At 47.0% G+C, this 25,984-nt stretch carries 19 protein-coding genes and 1 pseudogene; 6 read left to right on the top strand and 14 right to left on the bottom strand.

Translation table 11 applies throughout. From position 1 onward, the window contains the following. Positions 1-69 precede the first annotated feature (69 nt). Positions 70-795, bottom strand: coding sequence for a fatty acid metabolism transcriptional regulator FadR (fadR, locus tag EYR25_RS20040; RefSeq protein ID WP_039977705.1), 726 nt, complete (start codon positions 793-795; stop codon positions 70-72). Between the two features lie 302 nt (positions 796-1,097). On the opposite strand from fadR, the gene nhaB reads away from it, so the two are divergent. The 3 genes from nhaB (at position 1,098) to EYR25_RS20055 (ending at position 6,093) form a co-directional block, all read left to right on the top strand. Then, complete coding sequence (gene nhaB / locus EYR25_RS20045) at positions 1,098-2,699, top strand: sodium/proton antiporter NhaB (RefSeq protein ID WP_023266303.1); 1,602 nt, start codon at positions 1,098-1,100, stop codon at positions 2,697-2,699. Positions 2,700-2,794: 95 nt separating this feature from the next. After that, positions 2,795-3,322, top strand: a complete 528-nt coding sequence (gene dsbB, locus EYR25_RS20050; RefSeq protein ID WP_133182466.1) for a disulfide bond formation protein DsbB — start codon at positions 2,795-2,797, stop codon at positions 3,320-3,322. Positions 3,323-3,477: 155 nt separating this feature from the next. Next, on the top strand, positions 3,478-6,093 hold the full coding sequence (locus tag EYR25_RS20055) for a PAS domain-containing protein (RefSeq protein ID WP_133182468.1): 2,616 nt from the start codon (positions 3,478-3,480) through the stop codon (positions 6,091-6,093). A gap of 45 nt (positions 6,094-6,138) precedes the next feature. Here EYR25_RS20055 and EYR25_RS20060 read toward each other — a convergent pair whose 3' ends face one another. From EYR25_RS20060 to smc, 9 genes are all read right to left on the bottom strand, one after another. After that, complete coding sequence (locus EYR25_RS20060) at positions 6,139-7,104, bottom strand: putative ATP-dependent zinc protease (protein WP_133182470.1); 966 nt, start codon at positions 7,102-7,104, stop codon at positions 6,139-6,141. A 191-nt stretch (positions 7,105-7,295) separates the two neighbouring features. Further along, positions 7,296-7,676 (bottom strand): SpoIIAA family protein, encoded by a 381-nt coding sequence (locus EYR25_RS20065; protein ID WP_133182472.1) that lies wholly within the window; start codon positions 7,674-7,676, stop codon positions 7,296-7,298. Between the two features lie 463 nt (positions 7,677-8,139). Then, positions 8,140-8,484: a DUF3802 family protein gene (locus EYR25_RS20070; protein WP_023266308.1), complete on the bottom strand. Its 345-nt coding sequence runs from the start codon at positions 8,482-8,484 to the stop codon at positions 8,140-8,142. 172 nt (positions 8,485-8,656) lie between these two features. Then, entirely contained in the window at positions 8,657-9,232 is a 576-nt protein-coding gene (locus EYR25_RS20075; protein WP_039977683.1) for a YceI family protein, read from the bottom strand. 150 nt (positions 9,233-9,382) lie between these two features. Continuing rightward, positions 9,383-9,835 carry a YaiI/YqxD family protein gene (locus EYR25_RS20080; protein ID WP_133182475.1) on the bottom strand — a complete coding sequence of 151 codons (453 nt, stop codon included), beginning with the start codon at positions 9,833-9,835 and terminating at the stop codon, positions 9,383-9,385. A gap of 18 nt (positions 9,836-9,853) precedes the next feature. Next, positions 9,854-10,492, bottom strand: a complete 639-nt coding sequence (gene pdxH / locus EYR25_RS20085) for a pyridoxamine 5'-phosphate oxidase (protein ID WP_039977685.1) — start codon at positions 10,490-10,492, stop codon at positions 9,854-9,856. A gap of 160 nt (positions 10,493-10,652) precedes the next feature. Next, positions 10,653-12,722, bottom strand: coding sequence for an NAD-dependent DNA ligase LigA (gene ligA, locus EYR25_RS20090; RefSeq protein ID WP_133182477.1), 2,070 nt, complete (start codon positions 12,720-12,722; stop codon positions 10,653-10,655). Positions 12,723-12,820: 98 nt separating this feature from the next. Beyond that, positions 12,821-13,861, bottom strand: a complete 1,041-nt coding sequence (gene zipA / locus EYR25_RS20095) for a cell division protein ZipA (RefSeq protein WP_133182479.1) — start codon at positions 13,859-13,861, stop codon at positions 12,821-12,823. 26 nt (positions 13,862-13,887) lie between these two features. After that, positions 13,888-17,316: a chromosome segregation protein SMC gene (smc, locus tag EYR25_RS20100; protein ID WP_133182481.1), complete on the bottom strand. Its 3,429-nt coding sequence runs from the start codon at positions 17,314-17,316 to the stop codon at positions 13,888-13,890. A 241-nt stretch (positions 17,317-17,557) separates the two neighbouring features. Between smc and cysZ the strand changes: the two genes are divergently transcribed. Then, a complete protein-coding gene (gene cysZ / locus EYR25_RS20105; protein WP_023266315.1) occupies positions 17,558-18,337 on the top strand; it encodes a sulfate transporter CysZ in 780 nt (259 codons plus the stop codon). A 181-nt stretch (positions 18,338-18,518) separates the two neighbouring features. Then, positions 18,519-20,867 carry a carbohydrate binding family 9 domain-containing protein gene (locus tag EYR25_RS20110; protein WP_165953529.1) on the top strand — a complete coding sequence of 783 codons (2,349 nt, stop codon included), beginning with the start codon at positions 18,519-18,521 and terminating at the stop codon, positions 20,865-20,867. 59 nt (positions 20,868-20,926) lie between these two features. Here the strand turns inward: EYR25_RS20110 and EYR25_RS20115 are convergent, their stop codons facing one another. From EYR25_RS20115 to EYR25_RS20125, 3 genes are all read right to left on the bottom strand, one after another. Next, positions 20,927-21,376, bottom strand: a complete 450-nt coding sequence (locus tag EYR25_RS20115) for a hypothetical protein (protein ID WP_133182485.1) — start codon at positions 21,374-21,376, stop codon at positions 20,927-20,929. A gap of 170 nt (positions 21,377-21,546) precedes the next feature. Further along, positions 21,547-22,668: a beta-ketoacyl-ACP synthase III gene (locus tag EYR25_RS20120; protein WP_133182487.1), complete on the bottom strand. Its 1,122-nt coding sequence runs from the start codon at positions 22,666-22,668 to the stop codon at positions 21,547-21,549. Continuing rightward, the gene (locus tag EYR25_RS20125; protein WP_133182490.1) at positions 22,665-24,014 is read right to left on the bottom strand and encodes an RDD family protein; all 1,350 of its coding nucleotides are present in this window, start codon (positions 24,012-24,014) and stop codon (positions 22,665-22,667) included. Before EYR25_RS20125 ends, EYR25_RS20120 begins: the two co-directional genes overlap by 4 nt. 247 nt (positions 24,015-24,261) lie before the next feature. Between EYR25_RS20125 and cysK the strand changes: the two genes are divergently transcribed. Next, the gene (cysK, locus tag EYR25_RS20130; RefSeq protein WP_011622282.1) at positions 24,262-25,230 is read left to right on the top strand and encodes a cysteine synthase A; all 969 of its coding nucleotides are present in this window, start codon (positions 24,262-24,264) and stop codon (positions 25,228-25,230) included. 281 nt (positions 25,231-25,511) lie between these two features. On the opposite strand, the pseudogene EYR25_RS20135 reads toward cysK, so the two are convergent. Then, a pseudogene (locus tag EYR25_RS20135) lies at positions 25,512-25,979 on the bottom strand (IS982 family transposase); the annotation flags it as partial. Positions 25,980-25,984 lie beyond the last annotated feature (5 nt).

The raw sequence follows: 25,984 nt of genomic DNA on the forward strand, positions 1-25,984 counted from the left end.
TGAAACGGCTTTTTATTTAACCAATCTTAAAACAGGCCACTTACCACACTTAAGCTTCGGAATCGAAACTTAAGCATTGCCGTCCTGCTGAGCAATCGAGGTTGGCATATCGTCACGCAATTGCAACCACATTTTGCCGCTGTTAATACCGTAGGTACGCATTAATGCGGGCACATCGATATAGTTTTTAGCTTTGGCTAATAGTTCGAGCTCTTTATAGAAATTCAGCGCTAACTGACGCGCCTCAGAACTACTGAAATAGTAACGCCCCACTCGGCTATACAGACCTTTAAAGCCGTTTAAAATCAACACATACAGTGGATTACCTGAAGAGAAGGCTAAGGTGTGATGCAACAGGTAGTCGTATTCGGCGAAGGATTCGGCCGTATCTTCTAATTGGTGAATTTGTCCAAGGACTTCCACCGCAGTATCCGGGCTGTTACGCAGTGCACCGCGAAAATAAATCGCGCTCACATTGGTTCGAGCCGACAGTAGCTGATCTACCAGCACAGGGAAGCCTTCAGGATTGAGATCGGCGATTGTCTCAAGGATATTAAGGCCGGAGGTTTCCCAAAAATTGTTTACCCGAGTCGGTTTACCATGTTGAATTTTCAACCAACCATCACGGGCTAGACGCTGCAATACCTCACGTAAGGTGGTACGTGTGACACCAATCAATTCAGAAAGCTCACGTTCAGCCGGTAAAATGGACCCAGGGGGAAACTTATTTTCCCAAATCGATCTTACAATATACTTCTCTGCAAAACTTGCAGGCCCTTTGGCATTGATAATCATCTGCCCACTTTTCCAGTTGTTGTGCTTTAAATGGTCACTGATCATACCAGAGCGGTAAAAAATGGAAACCATTCACTGAAAATCCACTTAATATCACCGTACAATTGTCACAAAAATGTTCAATAAACCGACATAAATCAATAGCAATTACCGCAATTTTGCCGATTAGCTCCGCTTTTTGAAATCTGGGTTTCAGTATCTCGTTACATTAGCATTCTCTTTAAGCTAGACTGAATCCTAAAACACGCGTAACTAAACAATAACCTGTGTAATTTAAAAAGATAATTAGAAGAGAGGATGCCATGCCGATGACAATGAGTCAGGCGTTTATTGGAAACTTCTTAGGGAATTCTCCTAAGTGGTACAAGATCGCAATACTGTCGTTTTTAATAATCAATCCAATACTCTTTTTCTTTGTCAGCCCCTTTGTGGCTGGTTGGGTATTAGTGCTTGAATTTATTTTTACCTTGGCAATGGCGCTAAAATGCTACCCATTACAACCCGGCGGTTTGTTAGCAATTGAAGCTGTCGCCATTGGCATGACCTCTGCCAGCCAAGTACTCCACGAAATTGAAGCGAACCTTGAAGTGCTATTACTGCTGGTGTTTATGGTGGCCGGCATTTACTTCATGAAACAGCTACTGCTGTTCGTATTTACTAAGATGATTACTAAGGTACGCTCAAAAATCTTAGTGTCTTTGTTGTTCTGTTTGGCTTCCGCCTTCTTATCCGCCTTCTTGGATGCATTAACCGTTATCGCCGTGATTATTACCGTGGCGGTTGGTTTTTACTCCATCTATCACAAAGTCGCCTCAGGTAAGGATTTCTCGGCAGATCATGACCATACCTCCGAAGGAAAAAATGACGATGGTGAAAACCAACTAAATGAAGATGAACTGGAGTCTTTCCGTGGTTTCCTACGTAACCTATTGATGCACGCAGGTGTTGGTACCGCATTAGGTGGCGTGTGTACTATGGTGGGTGAACCGCAAAACTTAATCATTGCAGCTCAAGCAAACTGGCAATTTGGTGAGTTTGCCATCCGTATGTCACCAGTGACTGTGCCTGTATTGTTCGCGGGTATCTTAACCTGTTTTATCGTCGAGAAATTCCGTTGGTTCGGTTATGGTGCCCAACTGCCAGATGCGGTCCATAAAATCCTGTGTGATTACGCAGCCTATGAAGACGCGCGTCGTACCAATAAAGACAAAATCAAGTTGATTATTCAAGCCTTTGTGGGTGTATGGTTGATTGCAGGTCTGGCGCTGCACTTAGCGTCCGTGGGCTTAATTGGTCTGTCTGTGATTATTTTAACTACGGCCTTTAACGGTATTACCGATGAGCATGCGCTGGGTAAAGCATTTGAAGAAGCGCTCCCATTTACTGCGCTGTTAGCTGTGTTCTTTGCTGTTGTGGCTGTGATTATCGATCAACAACTGTTTGCTCCTGTGATCCAATGGGCACTGAACCATGAAGGAAATACCCAATTAGTGATCTTCTATATCGCTAACGGTTTACTTTCTATGGTCAGTGATAACGTGTTCGTCGGCACGGTTTACATTAACGAAGTTAAAGCCGCTCTGATTAACGGCCAAATTACTCGCGATCAATTCGACCTGTTAGCGGTAGCAATTAACACTGGAACTAACTTGCCTTCGGTAGCAACACCAAACGGTCAAGCAGCATTCCTGTTCTTATTGACCTCTGCCCTTGCACCGCTGATCCGTTTATCCTACGGCAGAATGGTATGGATGGCATTGCCCTACACTATCGTGTTATCGATTGTAGGTGTAATGGCGATTGAATCGGGCTTCTTAGAGCAAATGACGCAATACTACTACGACTCCCATGCAATATTGCACCACAGTGTTAAAGAAGCGTTAGCGCCTGCCGCAGCTCACTAACATAAATATCGGAGTTGACTGAACTTTATGAGTTCAGTAAAGTCAAAAAAACGCCCTACCTTCGAGGGCGTTTTTTGTTGATACGGAGTTCACTTTTGACAGCATTCACTCGCTTTGCCCATTCCCGCGCATCTTGGTTCATTCTCACAGGCTCAGCGATTACCCTCGAAGCCGCCGCCTTGTATTTCCAATATGTGATGAAATTAGATCCCTGCGTGATGTGTATCTACCAGCGGCTTGCCGTATTCGGCATTTTGGCATCTGGACTAATTGGTATGACGGCGCCTAAGTTCCTTATCGTTCGCATTCTAGGTGCCCTTGGTTGGGCCGTCAGTGCAACCTGGGGACTAAAACTGGCATTAGCCTTAGTCGATATGCAGAATAATCCTTCGCCCTTTTCGACTTGCTCATTTTTACCCGAATTTCCAGCTTGGATGCCACTCCATGAATGGTTCCCCTCCGTCATGTTACCAACGGGCATGTGTACCGATGTACCATGGCAGTTTATGGGCGTCACCATGGCCGAATGGATGGTGGTAGCCTTTAGTGGTTATCTGGTCACGCTATTACTGTTTATTGTGCCTATCCTAAGCGGCTCGAATAAACCTTCGCTCTACAAATAATCTTCCTAAGGCAGACATAAGGTCTGCCTTATTTTTAGCTGCCTCTCAATATTTATCCCTGATAACTCAAGGCGAACTTTGATTTAAGCCAATGGCAAATAGGCTAAAAAACGCTAAACTGGCTCCATGATTGCGGTATTCGGACCCCGTATAACATGGAAAAACGGCGTATCATTGAGCCTCAAGCAGCATTGACACAATGGCAAAAAAGTTTGCCATTTAAATTGAGCCTGCTCCAACTAATTATCGCAAGCGTGCTAATTTTTAGTACTGCTTGGGTGATCCTGAATATCCAAACTCAACAAGTCAATGAACAACAAACTCTGCTTAATCAAAACCATGGTCAAATGATCATTGCCAAACTGCAGGAAATGACTTCTCAAGTTGAAAACCAAGTCAATGCGATTAGCAAGATTGCAATGTTATACCGCCATGAACCTGAACTTCTCAGTAAAAGCATTCCGGAATTACTGTCGATAGAAAATCAAAAAGACATTGTGTCTGGTGGTGGCATTTGGCCTGAACCCGGCGCATTTAATCGGCAAAAGTTTCGTGACAGCCTATTTTGGGCGCGCAATATTCACGGTGAATTAGTCGCCATTAACAGTTACAACGACGAAAGTTTTCCTAGCTACCATACTGAAGAATGGTACCGACCAACCCGTTATTTCCCTGCTGGCAAAGTATTTTGGTCCAAATCCTACATCGATCCCACCACCCATGAACCAATGGTGACTGCATCAAGTGCCATGTGGATGGAACATCAATTTATTGGTGCTGCGACCACAGATATTAGTCTCGAAAAACTCACTCAACTACTGCGAAATAGCATGCTAGATATGAGTGGTTATGTGATGGCTCTTGACCATCAAAACCAGATATTAGCCTCTCCAAATAGCGATAGTCTTCCGCAGTCTCAACCATTGCCATCCCATACTCTTCAGACCTTCGATGAACTTGTAAAGACGGAGTCAGCCTTTAGCCCAATCGCCTCGGCACTGCATTTAGCCGACCGCAGTTTTATCGAACAAGCCGTGGCTGAGCGTGTATTTACCCAAGAGCAAATGGATAACCTCACCCGCCTAAGCGGGGACAGTGAACGGGAGATGCTCTCAGCTATAGTCAACGACAATGCAAAGAACCATTTCTCAACAGCAAAGCGAATTGCATCAATCTCATTGGCAGAGGATCCCATTTTAAAAGGGCCATCGCTCGTTTCAGTATTCCTTATGCCTCACACATATTGGAAGATTTTAATTGTTACTCCCATTGCACCATTGCAAGACACGGCAAAAAACCTGATAGAGAAAGTTGGACTTTCGCTAGTCGCCATACAATTATTTGGCCTCATTCTTTTATTTTTACTGCAGCACAAATTGATTATTGCCCCCATCATGGGAATGGTGCAGGCACTCAAGCGTAATGATTCAGCGTCTATAGAGCTTAAAGCTAATGAACGCCATGATGAAGTGGGTTTGCTTGCAAAGACCTTCCTATCGCGAACCCAACAACTTGAAATTGCGATGGCAAGTCTTGATGCCAGCAATCTTGCGTTGGAGCAGCAATTACTAAGTCAGCAGCATTTTCAACAAGAGCTAAAACGACATAAAGAACAATTAAGATCACTACTCGACTTCTCGTCCACCATCATTTACATCAAAGACTTAAATGGCAGATACACCTTAGTTAACAACAAATATTGTGAAGTATTAGGAATTGAGCGGCGTAAAATTATCGGTGCCACGGATTTTGATTTATTTCAAAACACACTTGCTCAGCTTTATCAACAGAACGATCAGCGGGTAAGCCATAGTCACGATGCCATCCATTTTGAGGAGCCCATCCCCTCTCCTCGTGGTGAACTTATCTATCAAATGACCAAATTTGATATTCGAGACGATGAGGATAATTCAATAGGCATTGGTGCTATCGGATTTAATGTCGATCTAAGAAAGCGCCAAGAAAAAGAGCAAGAAAAACTACTGCAACACCAATTAAATCAATTTAAAGAACAACAACATAAAACTCTACTTGCACAACAAGAAAATGCTCAATTAAGAGAGCAGCAGCTAGCCATCAATAATGAAATGGCTCAGCTAATTCAACTTCATCTCAGTAAACAGCAAAGTCAAAAACTGATGCAGAACTTCCTTGCCGAAGTCATGAGTCAAATGATGCAAGAGCAGGATCGTCTCCTTGCTCAGGTTTGCCAAATCCAACAAACAGCGGATCCCCATCAAACCGAAATAGTGCAATTAATGAGCGAGCAAGCTGTTAGACTCAGGCATATTTCTCAGTTGTTTACTGATCAACAAAGTGAAATACGACCACTGCATTTAGCACAGTTTATCCGGCATTTGCTGAGCTTATTACAACCACAATTGCAGAAAACTCAAGTTAAAGTAAATCTGCTGTGCGACGAACAATTAGTGATCGACGGCAATGCTTGGCAATATCTACAATTTTTCTATCGACTCATCAACAACACCTTGCACCATGCCTTTAAAGAGCACAATCAACACCGAGAGTTGCAGTTAACACTTGAGAAGAAAGACGATGAATTGCATATCCGGCTTGAGGACAATGGAATTGGAATATCAATATCGCAGCTTGAACAGCTCAAAAAAGACATACTACAAAACCAATGTGTGGGCACACTCTCTTGTATTAACCTTTGGATAAAAGAAGAGTTAAAGGGGGAACTAATGGTTGAGAGCGAACTAAACCGAGGCACTCGAATCGAGTGCCATTGGCCATTATCAGAGGTATAGCAACAGTGATATGCCAGAGATTCAGATTAGATGTACGATCCTAGACTAGCCCTGCGCTTTATCTAAGGTCACATCCACTAAATAATGGCCTTGTAACCAGTTACGGCCAATCAGCAGTTTATTAGTCATCTGGCTACGATCCTTAAGATTCACTTTGACGGGATACTCAAATCCTGGCTCCCCTAAAGTCAGCTCGACCATATAGCGTACTTCGCTGCCCTGCGCGTTACGGATAAGCGAGGTATCAACAATCCGTGCCCTTAACCGTTTCGTCTCGCCACGCTCATTTTCGGTGGTGAAATTGAGCCACTTGCCGATGTTGTTATCCATATTGGTTGGATCTTCATTGTCAATCTTGAGATCAATCGCATGCAGTGAATTTTCAACCGCGCCGGTATCGATGCGTGTTTTAAAGGTCAATTCCGCCTCTTTCACTTTGATTAACGCTGTCGGGCCAATCAGACGTTTCTCGGCCACATCAACCACATAGCGGCCCGCTAACCAATTACGACCGATCAGTAATTTGTAATCCATATGACTTCGGTCACGAAGGTTTACCGCGACAAGACGATGCTGGTCCTCAAACCCAATATCTAACTCCACCAAATAGCGTACTTCACTGCCTTGAGCGTTATTCACTGTGGTGGTCTTTAAGATTTTCGCCGCTAAGCGCCGCTGCTCACCCGCCTCGTTTTCAGTGGTAAAATGCAGTGTTTTACCAATATTGTCCTGCATCTTGTCAGATGCACCGCCTTCAACTTGCAGATCGATGGCATGTAAGGAGGTGTTCGCCGCGCCTGTATCAATTCTTGCCTGAAAATCCAGTTGTGCGGCGATTAGGCGCATCTTCTCCGACTGACCAATTATCGCCTTAGTGTCAGAAGATACGGTGCTCTGCGCTGACGTTTGTACCTCTTCACTCAGTTTGCCGCAACCTGCAATATTCAGACTGGCGATAATGGCTACTAATACGAATACGGTGCTGCGACCTACACTTAGCGGTTGTAACATTCTCCACTCCTTATCTATCGCGGTTCCAGGGATACAATCCCCATAACTTAGGCTGTATTTTTTAAGGGCTAGAGATAACATAAAAGCGAAAGAAAAGAGTCGAAAAACACTAAGCTGAAGGCAAAAATAGCATTTAAACCAATGAAAAAAATAAGGAATAGTCACAAATCAGCACACTATGGTTACAGCCGTTACACCTCTGCCACTTTTACTTCGTCTAACCATGCTTTAGCAAGTTGGCGCTCATTTTCATTAAACACTCTCACCGGACAAGGCAACATAAAAGCCAGAGTATTGACCATTGCACCAACACTTTGCCGATTCGCAATCATTACGACCCGTGAAAAATCGCTAAAATGAAACACATTAAGCAAAGCATCATCCCACAGCGCCCCCACAGTAATACCCATAAAATCAGCGGCAAACTCGTACCATAAACGAATACTCGCATGGTCCTGCAACTTGGTCTCGATAGCAGGAAGCAATAAGCTCTCAATATCCTCATGAGTCACTTGACCCGATACCATAATGGTCAGCATATCATCAGCATAGCTTGGGCATAGGGTTAACATCGAGCTTCTCCTTTTACACCACACAAAAAAATGCGGCTCTAGAGTAAAGATATACTCTGTCAGCGAAGATGCTTGAAAAACGGCAATTATTTTACGGGAATAACCTTTATAGCCGGACAATTAGGTGGGGAGAAATGAGATAGAGTGAAATAACATCGCAAACCAAATCAAGGCTCGCCTCCCAGTTTAATATCAATCGTATTAAATATCTGTTCATCAGCGGGAGTCTCACAGGCATCTCACTCCCGTGTTACACTGACTTAAAAGGGAATAACCATTTCTTCGTCAACGCGCCTTGGATTGAGATGCTTGTGAGGCTCTGAAATGATTAGATATTTAATGTGATTGGTATAAAAGTCAAACCCGCTTTAGTGTTGAGAAAGGGCGGTGCAAATCTCAACCCCACATGACAAAGGTGCCCCGAAGCGCATTTTAAGATTGAGGCAAAGTGCAAAAGATGTGTTTAGATTTTCGAGATTTCTTGATCAAATAAATTTTTGATTAATCCTGAAAACTCGGTAATAAACAGCGTTTGTTCTGGTGTTGCCCTATGATTAGCAACGGAGGCGAGGATTTCCTCAAGATCATACACAATCGCATCGACCTCACGGATGATGGTATTGCGATCAGCAAAAGAAAGTGAAGGATTTTGGCCACAAACCATAATAATCTGTGCCGATAACTGCTCCTCAAATAACTCCATCACAGTATCATCGGACATATTTTGGGTATCAGGCGTTTCGAACAAGCCAAGATGCTCAGTCAAATACTGGATCAAATGCATGTAACCGTCTTTATCTGTGACCATTTTTAACCCTTAAAACAACTAAACCGAGCGCCATCAAGAACACTGTAAAATCGAAAAACTCTCAACAGCCACTCGTTAAGTGATCTGAATGAGGATTCATATGCCAGCCACCCTAGTAACATTAGCCTAAACAGTGTGGCCGACATATTGATCTAAACCAATCTTATCGTTGTTACTTTATTAAGGTTAGTACAAACGACACTGGAACGGCTTGGCTAATACTAGATAAACCTGCAATATCCCGCAACTTATCCACACCAGCAACCAAGTCAAACTCGTTTGCATTGACTATTATCGGCTGAAAACTACTAACCATCAGTTTATTATCAGATACTTTGGTCAAAATTACCGAAAAAGTTTTCGTTTGTTGTTTTCCGTGTAGTGAAATTTTTCCGTCAATGTCAGCCACTTTAGACTGCCCAACGGCAAGTTCTTTCACCATCTTGCTATCCACTTGTGAGCTTAGTTTCAGCTCAGGGAATAATGACACTTCAAACAACAGGTTTTGCATACGTTCATCACGTACATCAATCCCTGTCGCCACGCTCATCAGTGGAATGGTTAACTCGAATTGCCCATCATCTTTAAGTGCACCATTGAGTTGCTTAAAGTGGTGAACTTCAGCGATATCACCTTTCTTAACCGAGACAAAACTGACCCGAGAATCCTGTTCCGTCACTTGCCACTGGGCCGCACAACTAAAACTAACCAGCGAAGCTAATGCCGCGATTCCTATCCATTTTTTCATCGTATCCATCCTCAAGAGTGAGTTTAAAGGCAAGCAGCCACCCGATAACACCCGAGTAACCACAATAATAACTCAGGCTATTTGTGACAAAGATCACCTAAGCCACGCTAAAGATACTCTTTTTCTGAATTAGCGACCAGTAAACTATCGTTAAACTCGCACCAGCCACTTATCTAAACTATTGGCAAAAGCTTGTTTATCCGCCGCCGATAACGTATCTGGGCCACCGGTGTGCACGCCCGATGAACGTAAATCCTCCATAAAATCACGCATTGTCAGTTTTTGACGAATATTATCGGCGTTGTAAAGTTCACCACGGGGATTAAGCGCCAGCGCCCCCTTTTCTATCACTTGTGCCGCTAATGGAATATCGGCGGTGATCACTAAATGCGTGGCCTCGACATGGTCAACAATATATTGATCCGCGACATCAAAGCCTGAGCCGACACGCACTTGACTGATATAAGGCGATGGCGGCACTCGTAACATTTGGTTCGCCACCAACACTAACGGCAGTGATTTACGCTCAGCCGCACGAAATAAAATCTCTTTAATCGGGTTTGGGCAGGCATCGGCATCGACCCAAATCTTATACTGTCCCACGCTTACGCTCCTCGCCTATTAAGGTGCTAAACGGTCAATGACCCATTCATCCGCTTGGCGAGTGTAGAGGAAACGATCGTGTAGGCGATGTTCCCCTCCCTGCCAAAACTCAATACTCGAGGGCTTGACTAGATAGCCGCCCCAAAAGCTCGGTAATGGTACATCGCCCTTGGCAAATTTGGCTTTCATCTCAAAGAACTTACCTTCGAGTACTTGTCGTGCGCTCAGCTTACTCGACTGCTGTGACACCCAAGCGGCAATCTGGCTATCCTTGGGGCGGGTCATAAAGTATTTCAACACTTCGGCCGTAGAAAGCGGCTGAGCCTCACCAAGAATCGATACTTGCCGTTCAATCGGGTGCCACGGGAAATGCAGACTGACTTTATTATTGGCCGCAATCTGCTGCGCCTTGCGACTGCCCAAGTTAGTGAAGAACACAAACCCTGTCTCATCGAAGCGCTTTAACAATACAATTCGTTGAAAAGGTTGGCCATGTTCATCCACAGTAGCAACACACATCGCAGTAGGATCGCTAAGCTCTGCATCGCGAGCTTGCGTCATCCACAACTCGAATAGCTGCATAGGATTTTGGGGTAAATCGGCGCGTCTTAAGCCGCCTTTGGTATATTCACGGCGAATATCACTGAGATCTGTCATAGGATTTCCTTTTACAAGCGCACAATGATTGCTATCGGTGCAATCCGCTGAGAGGCCAAGTTTATCATGGCTCAGTGAGAAAACCGCGCCCAATAATGACGAACTCTCAACAAAAACGCCTTGCTAAGCAAGGCGATTTACTCATCAAATCAAACTCGAATTAGGTATTGGCGGCAAGCAGCGCAAGCAATTCGTCTTCGCCAATCACTTTCACGCCAAGCTCCTGCGCTTTGGCAAGCTTAGAACCCGCCGCTTCACCCGCAACTAAGCAATCGGTATTTTTCGACACACTGCCCGCTACTTTGGCGCCTAAGGCCTGTAGTTGCGCCTTAGCATCGTTACGGTTGAGTTGATTTAAGGTACCCGTTAGCACCCAAGTCTGCCCCTTCAACGGCTGCTCATCGGCGCTTGGCGCTGCAATCGCAGGCCAGTTGACGCCAGCCGCAATCAAGGCATCGATCACCTCTAGGTTATGGGGCTGGGCAAAGAAATGCGCCACATGCTGGGCAACCACTTCACCAATATCTTCAACTTGAATAAGTTGCTCAATGGTAGCCACGCGCAGCGCCTCTAAGCTGCCAAAGTGAGTCGCCAGGTTCGCCGCCGTGGCCTCCCCCACCTCACGAATGCCTAAGGCATAGAGAAAACGTGGCAAAGTCGTGGTTTTAGCCGCTTCAATCGCCAGTGCTAAATTGGTGGCCGACTTCATTCCCATACGGTCGAGCATGGTCATCATAGAGGCGGTGAGTTTAAATAAGTCCGCCGGGCTTTGAACCAGCTCCTTATCAATGAGCTGCTCGACTATTTTATCGCCCATGCCGTCGATATCTAATGCCTTGCGGGAGGCAAAATGTTTGATCGCCTCTTTACGCTGCGCCTCACAGAATAAGCCGCCACTGCAACGCGCCACGGCTTCACCTTCTAATCGCTCAACTAAACTGCCGCAAACCGGGCAATGTTGCGGGAAGGCAATCGCCTTAGCATCTTCTGGACGACGCTCGGGCACTATGGCCACAATTTGCGGGATCACATCGCCGGCACGGCGGATAATCACAGTATCGCCCACCATTACACCTAAACGAGCGATTTCATCGGCATTGTGCAAAGTCGCGTTCGATACCGTCACGCCACCGACGAACACAGGTTTTAAGCGCGCAACCGGAGTCACTGCGCCAGTGCGGCCGACCTGAAAATCTACGCCTTCGAGCAGCGTCATTTCTTCCTGCGCGGGAAACTTATAGGCAATCGCCCAACGAGGAGATTTAGCTACAAAACCTAAGGTTTGCTGCTGGGCGATATCGTTCACCTTCATCACCACGCCATCGATCTCAAAGGGTAAGTCGGCGCGGCGAGTTAATATATCTTGATAGTAAGCAAAGACTTGGCTGAGTTCGTCGCAGACTTTGATCTCGCTGCTGACTGGCAGCCCCCAAGATTTAAGTTGCTGCAATTGCTCATAGTGCGTCTTAGCTAATTCATGGGACGTTGGCTCAACTACACCTAAGGCGTAGGCATAAAACGACAGCGCCCGTGACGCGGTAATTTTACTGTCGAGCTGACGTAAGCTGCCCGCCGCCGCATTACGCGGATTTACGAACAGTTTTTCATCCTTTAAGCGCGCACGCTCATTTAGCGCCTCAAACGCCGCCTTGGGCATAAAGGCTTCGCCGCGTACTTCAACCAATTCGGGATAGTTGTCACCGCGCAGTTTGAGTGGAATCGACTTAATGGTTTTAACGTTTTCAGTAATATCCTCGCCCACGGTACCATCACCCCGAGTCGCGGCGCGCTCAAGCACACCATTGCGATACAAAATACTCACCGCTAAACCATCGAGTTTCGGCTCACAACAAAAACTCACTTGGCCAACTCTGTCGCTGACACGTTTATGAAACGCGCTAAAGTCTGCCTCATCGAAGGCATTATCGAGACTTAACATAGGTTTAAGATGAGTGATCTGCTCAAACTTTGCCAACGCCATGCCGCCCACTCTTTGGGTGGGCGAGTCGGCCGCAACAAACTGAGGATACTCGGCCTCAAGCTGTTTCAGCTGCTGCATTAATCTGTCGTATTCGGAGTCGGTAATGCTTGGCGCATCATCGACATAGTAACGAATATTGTGTTCATTCAGAGATTGGCTGAGTGCCTGCATCAATGGCTGCGCATTTTGTGGCGTGACAGCATGAGAAAGCAGTTCAGATAGGCGTTTATCGAGTTGAATGTCTTGCATATTCATTATCCAGAATTCTTAAGCATCAAAAAGTTGCAAAAAATGAGGCCGCATTTAGCGGCCCCATCTGTCTATCACCGCGGTCTCGCGGCGTTGCATTAAGCGTTTGCGCGAATGCGGTGTAAATAATCTTGCTTGGTAAACTCGCCCCAAGGTTGACGCTGACCATCGAGCACTACCGCGTCGATATCATCCGCCAATTGGCGCGCCGAGTTAAGCATGATGGAGAAGTTCATTAGCGCATCACCATAGCAAGGTAAGGTCATAAAGAACACCACGCCTTGGGTGCTGAATTGTTCCATATTATCTGGGTCAAAAACCCCAGGTTTTACCATATTCGCAATAGAGAACAACACCTTACCATTACCCGCATTATCCACATGGCGGTGGAAAATATTCATATCGCCATACTTAAAGTTAAGGGTTAAGAAGCAAGGTAACAATTCGGCGCCATTAAGCTGCTGACCTTCTTTTGCCACGACGTGCAGCACTAATACATCGCGTGGCTCGCCTAAATCATCATCTGGTTGTTCTACGGCCTGAGGTTGCTCTTCTTCATACGCCTCTTCCTCATCGAAAAGGGCGGTTTGCGTAGGCATTTGCACCTGCGCACGTTGCTCTTCGGCGGCTTTTTGCGCCACCATGGCCGCATGGGATTGCCCTACATGGGCTTGGGCTAGATTGGCAGAATGTCCTTGTAATACGGGCTCTTGGCGTGATGCTTTAGGACCGCGGTGTTGCTCTTTGGCCGTAGGGGATTGCAGACTAAAATCAGGCTGCGCCATGCTTGGCTCTTGCTTAAATAGCGGCTTAGGTTCAACTTGCACGGGTTCAACGGGTTGCGGTTGTACTTTGGCTTCTTGCTTTAAATAAGGGTTAAACGCAGGGGCCTCTGGGGTATGGGCTTCATTCGCTTTACGGACTCTGACGGCACCAATACCATCAGCGTCGAAACCATCGGCATCAACACGCTTAGGCGCACCCTCACCACGTTCGGCCTGCTTTTTATAGAAATTGCCCATTGGACTATCTTTCAATGACTTAGGTTGTTGTCTTCTGATAGACCAAAATCCATGCACCAGCACAGCAACTATGGCTATGGCGCCTAAAACGAACAATACTAGTTGCAAATCTTCCATTGGTTACCCTGTCTTTCTTCTAGTTATCAAGCGTCGGCCATTGCCACCGCTTGCTCTAAATCTACTGCGACTATACGGGATACACCCGGCTCATGCATAGTCACACCGATAAGTTGATCAGCCATCTCCATCGTAATTTTGTTATGACTGATATAGATAAACTGTACGCTCTGCGACATTTCCTTCAATAATCGGCAGAATCGTTCTACGTTGGCATCGTCTAAGGGCGCATCCACTTCGTCTAACATACAGAAGGGAGCTGGATTCAACCTGAAAATCGCGAATACCAATGATAAAGCCGTTAGGGCTTTTTCACCACCGGAAAGAAGATGGATTGTACTGTTCTTCTTACCTGGCGGCTGGGCCATGATGGTCACGCCCGTTTCTAATAAATCGTCTTCCGTCAGCGCTAAATACGCGCGTCCGCCACCGAATACCTTAGGGAATAAACGCCCCAGATCTTCGTTTACCGCATCAAATGTGGCTTTAAAGCGGGTGCGAGTCTCCTTATCGATCTTCCGAATGGCTTCCTCTAGGGTGGCCAGACCGTTATTTAGATCTTCATCTTGATGATCCAAATAGGATTTTCGCTCACTTTGTTGTTCGAATTCTTCGATCGCTGCGAGGTTTATCGCCCCTAAGCGGATAATTTTTTGGCGGATCTGATCCAAATCACGCTGCCACTTGTCGGGATGCCCATCTGCAGGCAGGGAATCGACAATCTGGGCGAGCACAATTTGTTGCTCTGACAGCGCCACTAATTGGCTATCGGCCTGCCCTTTTAATCCCTCACGACGTAACTTTAACGTGCTGAGGCTTTGAGTCAAGCCCTCAAGCTTACCAAGCTCTTGTTTTTGCTTTAATCCTATACTGTTTAGCGTTTCAGTGAGCGAACTTTGTTGCGACCTGAGGCTTTTCAGTGCTTGTTGCTGACCCTGCTGTTGATTGAGTAACTGTGCCAGTTGTTCACTGAGGTTCGCCGTTTGCTGATCGCCCTCTTGTGCCGCTACGTTGGCAAGTTGGGCTGACAGTGTTTCCTTTGAGTGGACTAATTCACTGACACGTACACGCTGTAATTCAATTTGTTCAGTGCTCACGGCCATCCGAGTGGTGACCGATTGCAGACTGGCATTGAGACTCGCTAAGCGGCGCTCCGCATCACCAATCTGCGCCTTCAGGGCTTGATGGCGGGTCATATCCCCTTGCGCATCTTGGCTTTGTTGCTGCTGCTTCTCAAGGCTTGACTCTAGCGCCTCTGCCAGCTCATCCTCTTGCTCCGCAAGCAGCATTAACTGCGCGGCAAGCTCGGCTAACTCGGCCTGGGTTCGTGCAACGGTTTCAGCTAGTTGCCCCCGTTTAGCTTCACGCTGTTTGGCCTGAGCCTGCGCGTTATTAAGCTGGGTAGATTTGGTGGCTTTATCCAGCTGTAACTGGTGTAAGCGTTTAGAGCCTTGGCTTAAGCTGTCACGCACTTGAGTTAATTGCTGCGCTAATTCATCAAGCTTTGCCTGCTGTATGGCCTTCGCCTGCTCACACTCGGCGATAGCCTCGCTCAGCTGGGTTTGTTCTTTACTCAATTGCACTAACGATTGGCTATTGTCTTGTTTGGCAATCAAAAAACCTTTGCCGAGCAGATAACCATCGGCGGTGACTATTCGCTCATCGGCCGCCAAGCTCGCCACTTGTGCTTGCGCGCTGGCCAGATTATCGGCCCATTTGAGTCCCTTAAGCCAAGGGGCAAGGTTCAATTTAGCACCTAAGATGGGAGAGCCATCGAGATGCGCATCCGCCGACAAGGCCGCATCGGCATAAAACCCTATCTCATTGGCGTTAACGCCCACGGGCAACGTCATCAATCCCTGCAATGCAAGCTCTGCCGCGGCTTCCCAGCCGTTTTCCACTTGAATGCTTTGCCACAGCTGCGGCTTATCACTTAACTCTTCTTGTTTTGCGAGCCATTGTTCAACCAGTTCGAAGCGGGCCCGCATCGAAGTTAAACGCTGTGATAATTGTTCAAACTCACCGCGCGCCAAATCTAACGCGTGAGTATCGGCAGCCAGAGTGGATTCAAACTCTTGATTGATTTCAACTTGTTCAGCTAATGCTTGCTCTAACTGGGCTATCTCGTCATTAAGTACTGCGCTGTTATCTTCGAGGGCATGCGCATTAAGCGAGGCCAACTCCTGTTGTTGCTCTTGGTGTAACTGGGTTTTATGGGCATTTAATTGCTGCTGATGAGTCAGCTTGCTGCGGTGTAATTCTAATTGCAGCTTATGCTGAGCGACGGCCGCCGCCAGCACTCTGGCGCTTTCACTTTGCGCCTCACTGCGCGAAACACTCATCTCCCACTGGGCTTGCAGCTCATCGAGCATCTCTTGCTGCAACTCATGTTGCGGCGCAAGTTGACTCAGCTCCGCCTCAAGCGCTTGAAAACTGGCTTGATAAGCGGCTAATTTGGCTTGGTTTTGAATGATTTGCTCGCTCAACTGCGCAAGCTGATTATGCAACTGGGCGTCGCGTTGCTTTTGGCTCTGTAACTGTTGCTCAAGCTTTGCGATTTCGGTACCTGTCAGGTAATAGGCTTCGACCGCCTGCTGCTCTTGCTCGGCTAACTGTGAAAGTTTAAGTTGCAGCTCGGTGCTTTCTAACTCGCCGGTTTGCGCTAGGGACTGGGCCGCGGCTTGTTGCAGCTCGAGCGAGCTAATCTGCTCCGACAAACTCGCCATTTGGTTCTGCAGCTCTTGATAGCGCATCACCAGCAGCTCGGCATGGGTTTTACGCTCAGCTTGTTTCAGCTCACGATATTGCTTAGCCGCCTTGGCCTGCTGACTGAGTTTTTCCAGTTGTTTAGCTAACTCGCTGCGAATATCCCCTAAACGCTCCAAGTTTTCGCGGGTATGGCGGATACGGTTTTCCGTTTCACGTCGGCGCTCTTTATAGCGGGAAATCCCCGCCGCTTCTTCAATAAAAGTGCGTAAATCTTGGGGTTTAGATTCAATTAAACGTGAAATTGTGCCCTGCTCGATAATGGCGTAACTGCGCGGCCCAAGCCCGGTACCCATAAACAGATCGGTGATGTCTTTACGGCGACACTTTTGGCCATTGAGAAAATACCAAGACTCGCCGTCACGGCTCACCTGACGTTTTACCGAGATTTCTTCATAACTGGCGTATTGGCCAGCAAGGCGGCCCTCTTTATTTTCAAACACCAGTTCAACGCCCGCGACAGACACAGGTTTACGGGCGCTAGAGCCGTTAAAAATCACGTCACTCATGGAGTCGCCGCGCAAATGTTTTGCCGAGCTTTCGCCTAGCACCCAACGCACGGCGTCAATCACGTTGGACTTACCGCAGCCATTTGGGCCAATAATGGCGCTTAATGCCTGTAAAAATGGAATTTTGGTGGGATCGACAAACGACTTAAAGCCGGCAAGTTTTATTTGTTTTAATCTCATGGTGCCAGTTAGCGCGTCTCAGTATAAAAAGCCATCGGGGCGATGACATATAGGGATGCAGGCCAATATTAGCCCGAGTCGTGTCATAGAATTCTGAGGCCAACTTTAGCAAAGCAGGCAGTATTTTGTAACGCTTTTTATTGAATTCATATGGCTTTTAGCTTGTCATCTCGCGACGAGTTGATCACAATCGCACTTATCTGTATCTCACGCTGTATCTCAACTTTTTTGGAATGACGATATGACACAGAAATCCTCCTCCCCTTCGCAGGGTAAAAGTGGTGTGAATTATTTTCTCGATGGCTTTGGTTTAATCAAACGTAAAGGCCTGCGCACCTTTGTATTTATTCCCTTAATGATCAACCTAGTGCTGTTTGCGGCGGTTATCTATGTGGCGATTGGGCAGCTCGATGTGCTCTTCACTTGGATGAATGCCCAGCTTCCCGAATACTTAAGTTGGCTTAACTTTTTGCTCTGGCCGTTAGCGGTGACCACTATGTTGGTGATGCTGGCGTTTGTCTTTAGTTCGGTAATGAACTGGCTGGCCGCGCCCTTTAATGGTTTGCTGGCCGAAAAGGTCGAGCAGTTATTGACCGGTAAACCGATGAATACCGGCTCGGGCATGGACATAGTCAAAGACTTGCCGCGCATTCTTGGCCGTGAATGGATCAAACTTAAATATTACTTGCCCCGTGCGCTGGTGTTTTTGCTGCTGTTTTTAGTGCCCATGGTGGGGCAAACCTTAGCTCCTATCCTGTGGTTTTTATTCAGCGCTTGGATGATGGCGATTCAATACTGTGACTATCCCTTTGATAACCATAAGGTGAGCTTCAAGGATATGCGCTTTGCCCTTAATCAAACCCGCGGCACCAGCTTTACCTTTGGTGCGACTGTAACCCTGTTTTCGATGATCCCCGTGGTCAACTTTATCGTCATGCCAGTCGCGATTTGTGGAGCCACCGCCATGTGGGTCGATAAGTATCGCGAAGCTTACCGCAATCCTGTGGTCGCACCTGAATAATCATCCTTATCGCACTGGATGACCGCCATCCAGTGCACTTTGGTTCTAACTCAATCCAAATACAATCCTTGTAACAATTACTCATTCTTGTTAACTCATAACTTCTGGCACACTGCGCGTTATTTACGGATTATTTTGGGCCCAGTTGTTGAAGACGTTTCTCCCCTTTCTACTATCGAGCATGGTTTTTCTCAGTTTGCCAAGTCAGGCCGGCTCAGTTAGCCAATTTCAATTAACGATTCCGACCTTAGAGGATGCCGCCAATATTGATGGTGAATTTGATGAGGCGGAGTGGCAGCACGCGGCGCAGGTCGAGCTAGGCTATGAGACTCAACCCGGTGAAAACATCGCAGCGCCCGTTTACACCGAGGCCAGAATCTACGCGACCCAAACCAGCCTATTTGTGGCATTTACCGCTAAAGACAGTCAGCCACAACATATTCGCGCCACACTCAAGGACAGGGATAATCTCTGGGGCGACGATCTGGTGGGGATCAAGCTCGATACCTTTAACAACGCGCGTTTGGCCTATCAGTTTTTTATCAACCCATTGGGCTTGCAACTAGACTCGATAGAGAATGAGCTAACAGGCGAAGAGAGCGAAGCTTGGGACGGCATTTGGAAAACCGCCGGAAAAATCACCGCCGAGGGTTATCAGGTGGAAGTCGAGCTGCCATTACGACTATTTAACTTTGACGATAAAAAACCTGTTCAAGAATGGGGTTTTGAACTGATCCGCTACTATCCTCGCAATGAAAATCATCGCATATCTACCCATAAAATCGATCGCAACATCAGTTGCCAGCTATGCCAGCTCGGCGTCGCTACGGGCTTAGCCTCCGCCAAGCAAGGACAAGATCTGCAAATTACCCCGTCCTTTGTCGCCAATCGCAATGAGCAAAAAAGCGCAAATGGCTGGCAAACTGAGAGTAACTATGAGCCAGGGCTCGATTTACGCTGGGGCATTAACTCGCGCACCTTGCTAAATGCCACCATAAATCCCGATTTCTCCCAGGTGGAGTCCGATGCTGGACAGCTCGATATCAACAGCACTTTTGCGCTGTTTTTTGATGAGAAACGCCCCTTCTTCCTCGACAATAAAGACTACTTCGATACCCAAGTGAATCTGCTGCATACCCGCAATATTGTATCGCCGGACTATGGGCTGAAACTCACCAGCCAAACCGAGCAACACACTTGGGCATTGCTGGCCGCCAATGACAGCCAAACGACCTTTTTGATGCCGGGTAATTTAAGTTCTGAGGTCACCTCCTTAGCGGAAGAAAGCCTTAACCTTGCGGCGCGTTACCGCTTCGATATGGATAAAACCTTCTCCTTTGGTGGTCTTATCACGGCAAAGAGCAGTGCCGACAATCAACTGACAGCATTTGCCGAGCAAAATGATTACCACAATTATGTCATGAGCTTAGATGCGAAATACCAACCGACAGCCCAGGATATCTTTACCGCTCAGGTGGCCTATTCGCAGACACGTTACCCCACAGCCCTGTACCAACAATTTTGTGGCAATGTGGAGGGAGAACTGACCGAAGGGCTACTCTGCGGCCAAACGCCATTAAGCTGTGAGCTTGGCCAATGCCAAGTGAATGAGCAAGTGTTACGTAGCCAATCGGATAGGGATTTCAGTGGCGCCCTGTATCAACTGACCTACGAACACAACGCCCGCGATTGGTTCGCCTACGGCGAGTACCACGATGTGTCCCCCGATTTTCGCGCCGATTTAGGCTTTGTGGAAAAAATTGATTACCGCACCTTGACGGCCGGTGGTGGCTTAATTTGGTATCCCGAAACTGTATTTAACAAGATTAAATTCGGTGGCGACTGGGATATCACCCACAATCAAGCCGGGGAGCAGCTCGAGCAAGAGTTTGAAGTTTTTTGGGAAATGTATGGCGCGCTGCAGAGTGAGTTATCTTTTGGGATAGAAACCCGTGAACGCGTCGGCCCACGCCATGACAGCGCGCAACTGGCGGTGTTAGCTAACAGCAATCAATACCAAGAAACCCAAGGCTGGCTTTACGGCGCAATTACGCCCACCTCTGCCCTCAGCCTTGAGCTGGAGATCCATTACGGCGATGAGATTGACTTCCTTAACGATCGCTTAGGCACAAAAACCTTAATCAATCCGATGTTCAAATGGAAAATAGCCAACGGCCTGTCGGTGGATGTTTCCCATCAATATCAACATATGGAAGTCGAGCAGGATAAACTCTTTACCGCAAACCTCTCGGATGTGCGCCTGCACTGGCAATTGAGTCTGCACAGCTTTATTCGCCTATCGAGCATTTACACCCAAATCGAGCGTAACCTTGCGCAGTATTTGTATTCGACGCCCGATAGCGAAGCGGCACACTTAGGGAATGAAATCCTCTATGGCTACAAACTCAATCCCCAGAGCGTGTTCTATTTGGGCTACTCCGACAGTTTAATCTCGGATGATGAGCTCACGCGGCTCACTCGGGATGAGAAGACCTATTTTATGAAGCTAAGCTACGCCTGGTTGCTCTAGGCTGAAAGATTTTGCATAAATCCCACAACAAGTCTTGTGGGCTTAAATCGAGATTCTAACTAAGACTCATAAATACCCAATAAGCTTGGGCTGGGAAGTGCAATCCCGATTGCAGTGAGCTCCGCGCCCCAATGTCGCAGTAGCGCAATATACGCCTGCTCAAAGGGATAGCGTGGCTCAGGGAATGCCCACTCAGAGGGAAAACACCATTCCTCCTCGCTCTCATCAATCGCTAAATAGGCGGTGAAATCATGCTTTGTCTCACTCAGCGCGGCGATTAAATTCATTGCCATTGCCGCCCTGTGGGCAGAGGTAAATCCCGACTGTTCACTAAACTCATCAAACACATAAGCATCGTACAGCGCTTGCAGCTGCGCGGAATCTAAAGGATCGTAGCGATTGAGTGTTTCCCCGAGCGTTTCCTCACGGTCATAACAATTAAAGGCACCAAGAAACCAGCCAGGATTGGGATGAAACGGAATATCCGAATCAGGGTGAAGAAGCGTCATGATGGCAGGTTCTCGCATTGCAACTGAGGCTTTAAAAAAGTGTTTTTTAGGCAGCTAACTGCCTTGTCTGATTAAAGGCATTTTCGGCTAAGGTACCGCATCAAGCCGTTTAATCAATATGCTAATATAAAAGCGAAGGCCCCATTGCTGGTAATGGGGCCTGAGTCGATTTAGCGTTTTTGCAAAATCACGCTACCGATGGAGTAACCCGCGCCAAAGGAGCTTAATAGCCCTAAATCGCCCCCGTTGAAGTCAGCGGAATATTTATGGAAGGCAATCACAGAGCCAGCGGAGGCGGTATTGGCGTACTCATCGAGCACCACAGGCGCTTGCTCTGGCGTTACCTCATCCCCTAGCAGTTTTTTCACCACGAATTGGTTCATATTGATGTTGGCTTGATGCAACCACAAACGTTTAAAGGACTGTGGTGTGAGGGATTGCTCGGCCAGATGCTCGTCTAAATGCTGATAAATCATCGGTAACAGCTCTTTAAAAACTTTGCGGCCCTGCTGATGGAATAACTTATCCGCCTGATGCGCCGAGCTTGGATCGCAACGATTTAAAAAACCGAAATTACTGCGAATATTGTTCGAGTAGTCAGTAAAACAACGGCTTGAAACAATGTTAAAACCCTTATTGGCGGCCACTAGGCTTTGCTCTTCGAGCACCATAGCAGTCGCTACATCGCCGAAGATAAAGTGACTGTCACGGTCACGGTAATTCACCTGCGCCGAACAAATTTCTGGGTTAATCACTAACACCCGTGACGCCGAGCCCGTCGCAATTGCATTGGCGGCGGCCACAATAGCAAAGGTTGCTGAAGAACAGGCAACCTGCATATCGTAGCCATAGCCACGGGTACCGAGTGCCCGCTGGATTTCAATTGCCATCGCAGGATAAGCGCGCTGCGTATAAGCACAGGCAACGATCACTAAATCGATTTGCTCGGCCTTCACATCCGCTTGCTTAAGCGCCATTACTGCCGCCTCAACCCCAATTTCGGCCTGCATAGATAACTCGTCACTGCTACGCTCAGGAATAAGCGGCATCATGATTTCAGGATCGAGAATACCGTCTTTAACCATCACATATCTGTGTTTGATGCCCGAGGCCTTCTCGATAAACTCACTGGAGGAATAAGACAGCGGCTCGACATGGCCCTGTTCAATTAGTCCTGCATTTTCAAGGTTAAACATATCGACATAGGCGTTGAAGCTCTCCACCAAAGCTTCATTTGAAATACTGTGTGGCGGCGTAAATAAACCGCTGCCAGAAATAACGACCTGTTTCATAGGTGCTCCGAACGGGTGCTTGTTGTAAGGTGAGCAGACGTCGCATTATTCTGTGTTGGCACAGCGGCCAATGCGGGTTCAGCCTGCGCCTGTTGCTGCTCTAATTGTTGCTTTTTATGCATTTGCGCTAAGTCTATCACGACTGTGGAAGATATTTTATCTTGGATCCCCTGCCGATTGGCATCCCAAAATATCTGCATAAAGCCCAGTAAGCCCGTCGTGAAGCCCGCCGCATAACCGCCATAGCGGCCAAATGCCCCCCAAAGGCTGATTTTAGCGCCATCGAGTTGGATAACGCGGATGCCTAAGAGTTTCTTACCTAAGGTCTGACCATCAAATTTAGCGGTAAATACGGTGAAGTAAAATGCAGCCCAGCCAAAACCTAAGCCCATATCGCTCATAAAGCCTTTGATCCACGCCAGCACACTGCGGGTATCACTCTCTTCCTCTTCATCGGCTTCACTGTTAGGGCTTTCGGTTTGATGTGCTGGATTGAGATTGATGTCAGGAACTAAGGAAGCATTTTCCATTGCCGCTCGATTATCGGTTTGAGCGTTGGCTAATCCATCGGTTATTGACTCAGGTGCAGAAACAGCTTCATGCGTGCCATCGGGCGATTGGTTTGCGAGCGACTGATTTGGCTTTGAAGAAGGTGGTAATGTGCTTGAATCCTTGGTTGAATTTTTAGCTAAGCCCTTGGTTGAATCTAGGGTGACTTCGCCCCCTTTTACCTCGGGCCAGAGACTACCCGCCATAATTTCATCACGTAACAGTGCTTTATCGGCCTCGGATAACTCCGTGCTATCTAAAGTATCTAACACCATATCGCGGCGCTCAACTGCCGACATCCCCTCAATGGGCACATTTTCGAGCGTCTGAGTTTCGAGCGTTTGCTGCAAAGCACGGATCTGTTCGCGGGCACAATCGGTATTTTCACAGAGTCCAAGGGAAACAAGGCCTGGAATCGCCTTAACAACAGCATTGATATCTTGTGGTGCGGAAATCTTTTCGCGGGAAGTTTTACTCGATTGATGGAAGTTCCACAAATTCCCCGCCGAGCTAAAGAGCATCAACCCCAGCATGGCGGCATAGAGGCCCCATTTGAGTAAGCGACCAAACTGACGACTGCGTTTCTCGATATAAATAATCCCCACCACCAGTAGAACAAACAGCCAATCCATTTGTTCGGCTAATATAGTGATAAATAAACCGTCGATTAACATCGCCAGCGCCCGCTTAAATGGCGTCGCTAATGGGGTGTAAAGTACCGATTCGGCAATAGTGAATGCCTTTGGGGTGACCATAGTTCTTGGATCTTTGCCCAAGTCCGTTTGTTGTTGCTTCATGTGGGTAGCAATCCGATTCCGATAGAAGTTTTATAAGTGACACATCAAGTGGTTATTCCTATTTACAGGTTATTTTTTATTGATGTTAGCAAGAGGTTAACACAGTTAACGTCAGTGCCAATCCGGCTTTGCGAAATAACAGAATTACCTTTAATAACCAAATCGAATAAAGAAGAACAAACAATCACTTCTAAATGCGCCACAGGTGATTATGATTCAGTAGTGCAAACATAGGAGCAAGCAATCCATGAGCAAAATTTTCGAAGACAATTCATATACTATTGGCAACACCCCGTTAGTGCGTTTAAACCGCGTAAGCCAAGGTAAAGTGCTGGCAAAGGTCGAAGCACGTAATCCAAGTTTCAGTGTCAAATGCCGTATCGGTGCCAATATGATTTGGGATGCCGAGAAAAAAGGCCTGCTCACCAAAGATCACGAACTGATTGAGCCTACCTCAGGTAACACAGGGATTGCCTTAGCCTATGTGGCGGCCGCCCGTGGTTACAAGCTGACATTAACTATGCCAAACACCATGAGCCTAGAGCGTCGTAAACTGCTTAAAGCCTTAGGTGCAAACCTTGTACTGACCGAAGGTGCAAAAGGCATGAAAGGTGCTATCGATAAAGCGGAAGAAATCCGTCAATCAGCGCCTGAAAAATACATTATGCTGCAGCAGTTTAATAACCCTGCAAACCCTGAAATCCACGAAAAAACCACAGGTCCAGAGATCTGGAACGATACCGATGGTGCTGTGGATGTGTTTGTTGCGGGCGTGGGTACAGGTGGTACCATCACTGGCGTGAGCCGTTACCTGAAGAAAGTTGCTGGCAAAGCCATTACTTCTGTCGCGGTAGAACCCGCTGACTCGCCAGTTATCACCCAGACTCTGGCCGGATTACCTGTGCAACCGGGTCCACACAAAATTCAAGGTATTGGCGCAGGTTTTATCCCTGGCAACTTAGATCTTGAGTTGATCGATCGCGTAGAAACCGTCACCAACGATGAAGCCATCGACATGGCGCGCCGCTTAATGCAAGAAGAAGGCATTTTAGTCGGTATTTCTTCTGGTGCTGCTGTGGTTGCGGCGAACCGCATCGCGGCTCTGCCAGAGTTTGCGGATAAAAACATTGTGGTTATCCTGCCTTCGGCTGCCGAACGTTACCTATCTTCTGTACTGTTCCAAGGTCAGTTTGGCGACGAAGAGAACATTCAGTAAGCGGTCAAGTTTGCTGACAAAAATACCCAGCACTGCTGGGTATTTTTATAACTAACATCCTGTGTGCGTTAAGGTTTTTAGGGGATTGCCCCAGCGTTTTCGGTTACTTTTTCCTCCAGTGTAACACTTACTGCTATAGCCTGTTGAGGTTTCAGTTTTTTGTAGCAATTTGCTAAACCATGCACCATTGAGTCTCGAACACCTCCCAAATAACGAACCTCATTCACTAGATATCATTAACCAATGATATTGATTCATAGATTAAGTAACCTGAGATCGGTTTAACAAGCCATAACTGCAATAGCATTAAACTCCGCGTGAGTGATGTTCAGTTGTGGCTTATTGTCTTTCAATTGATAGGCGATAAGTCCCGCAATCATATTGAGCATAAAACCATGCACGCTNCGGTGTCTAGAGTGCTCTATTTGAGAGATATTTTTTAACTGGTCGTTGATGGTTTCTATNATGAAACGTCTCGACAGCATCGCTCTATCCCACAACGACATTGCCTTCGCTTTCATATTCTTACGCACGTTTGTCACCAGTGTGACGCCTTTTTCCAGCAATTCACTGGAGAGNGCTTTACTGATATNCCCTTTATCNGCATAGAGTTTATTCATATCACTGTGCACCATCNCTTTCACCGGTTTTGTGTCATGTTCATTCGCTGGTGTCACTTTGGCCGCCACGATTNCACCTTGATGATTCACAATCAAATGCAGCTTAAAGCAATAGAACCACCCCATGGCTGTCT

Origin of the sequence: Shewanella decolorationis (assembly GCF_004354305.1) — a bacterium.
Classification (GTDB): Bacteria; Pseudomonadota; Gammaproteobacteria; order Enterobacterales; family Shewanellaceae; genus Shewanella; species Shewanella decolorationis.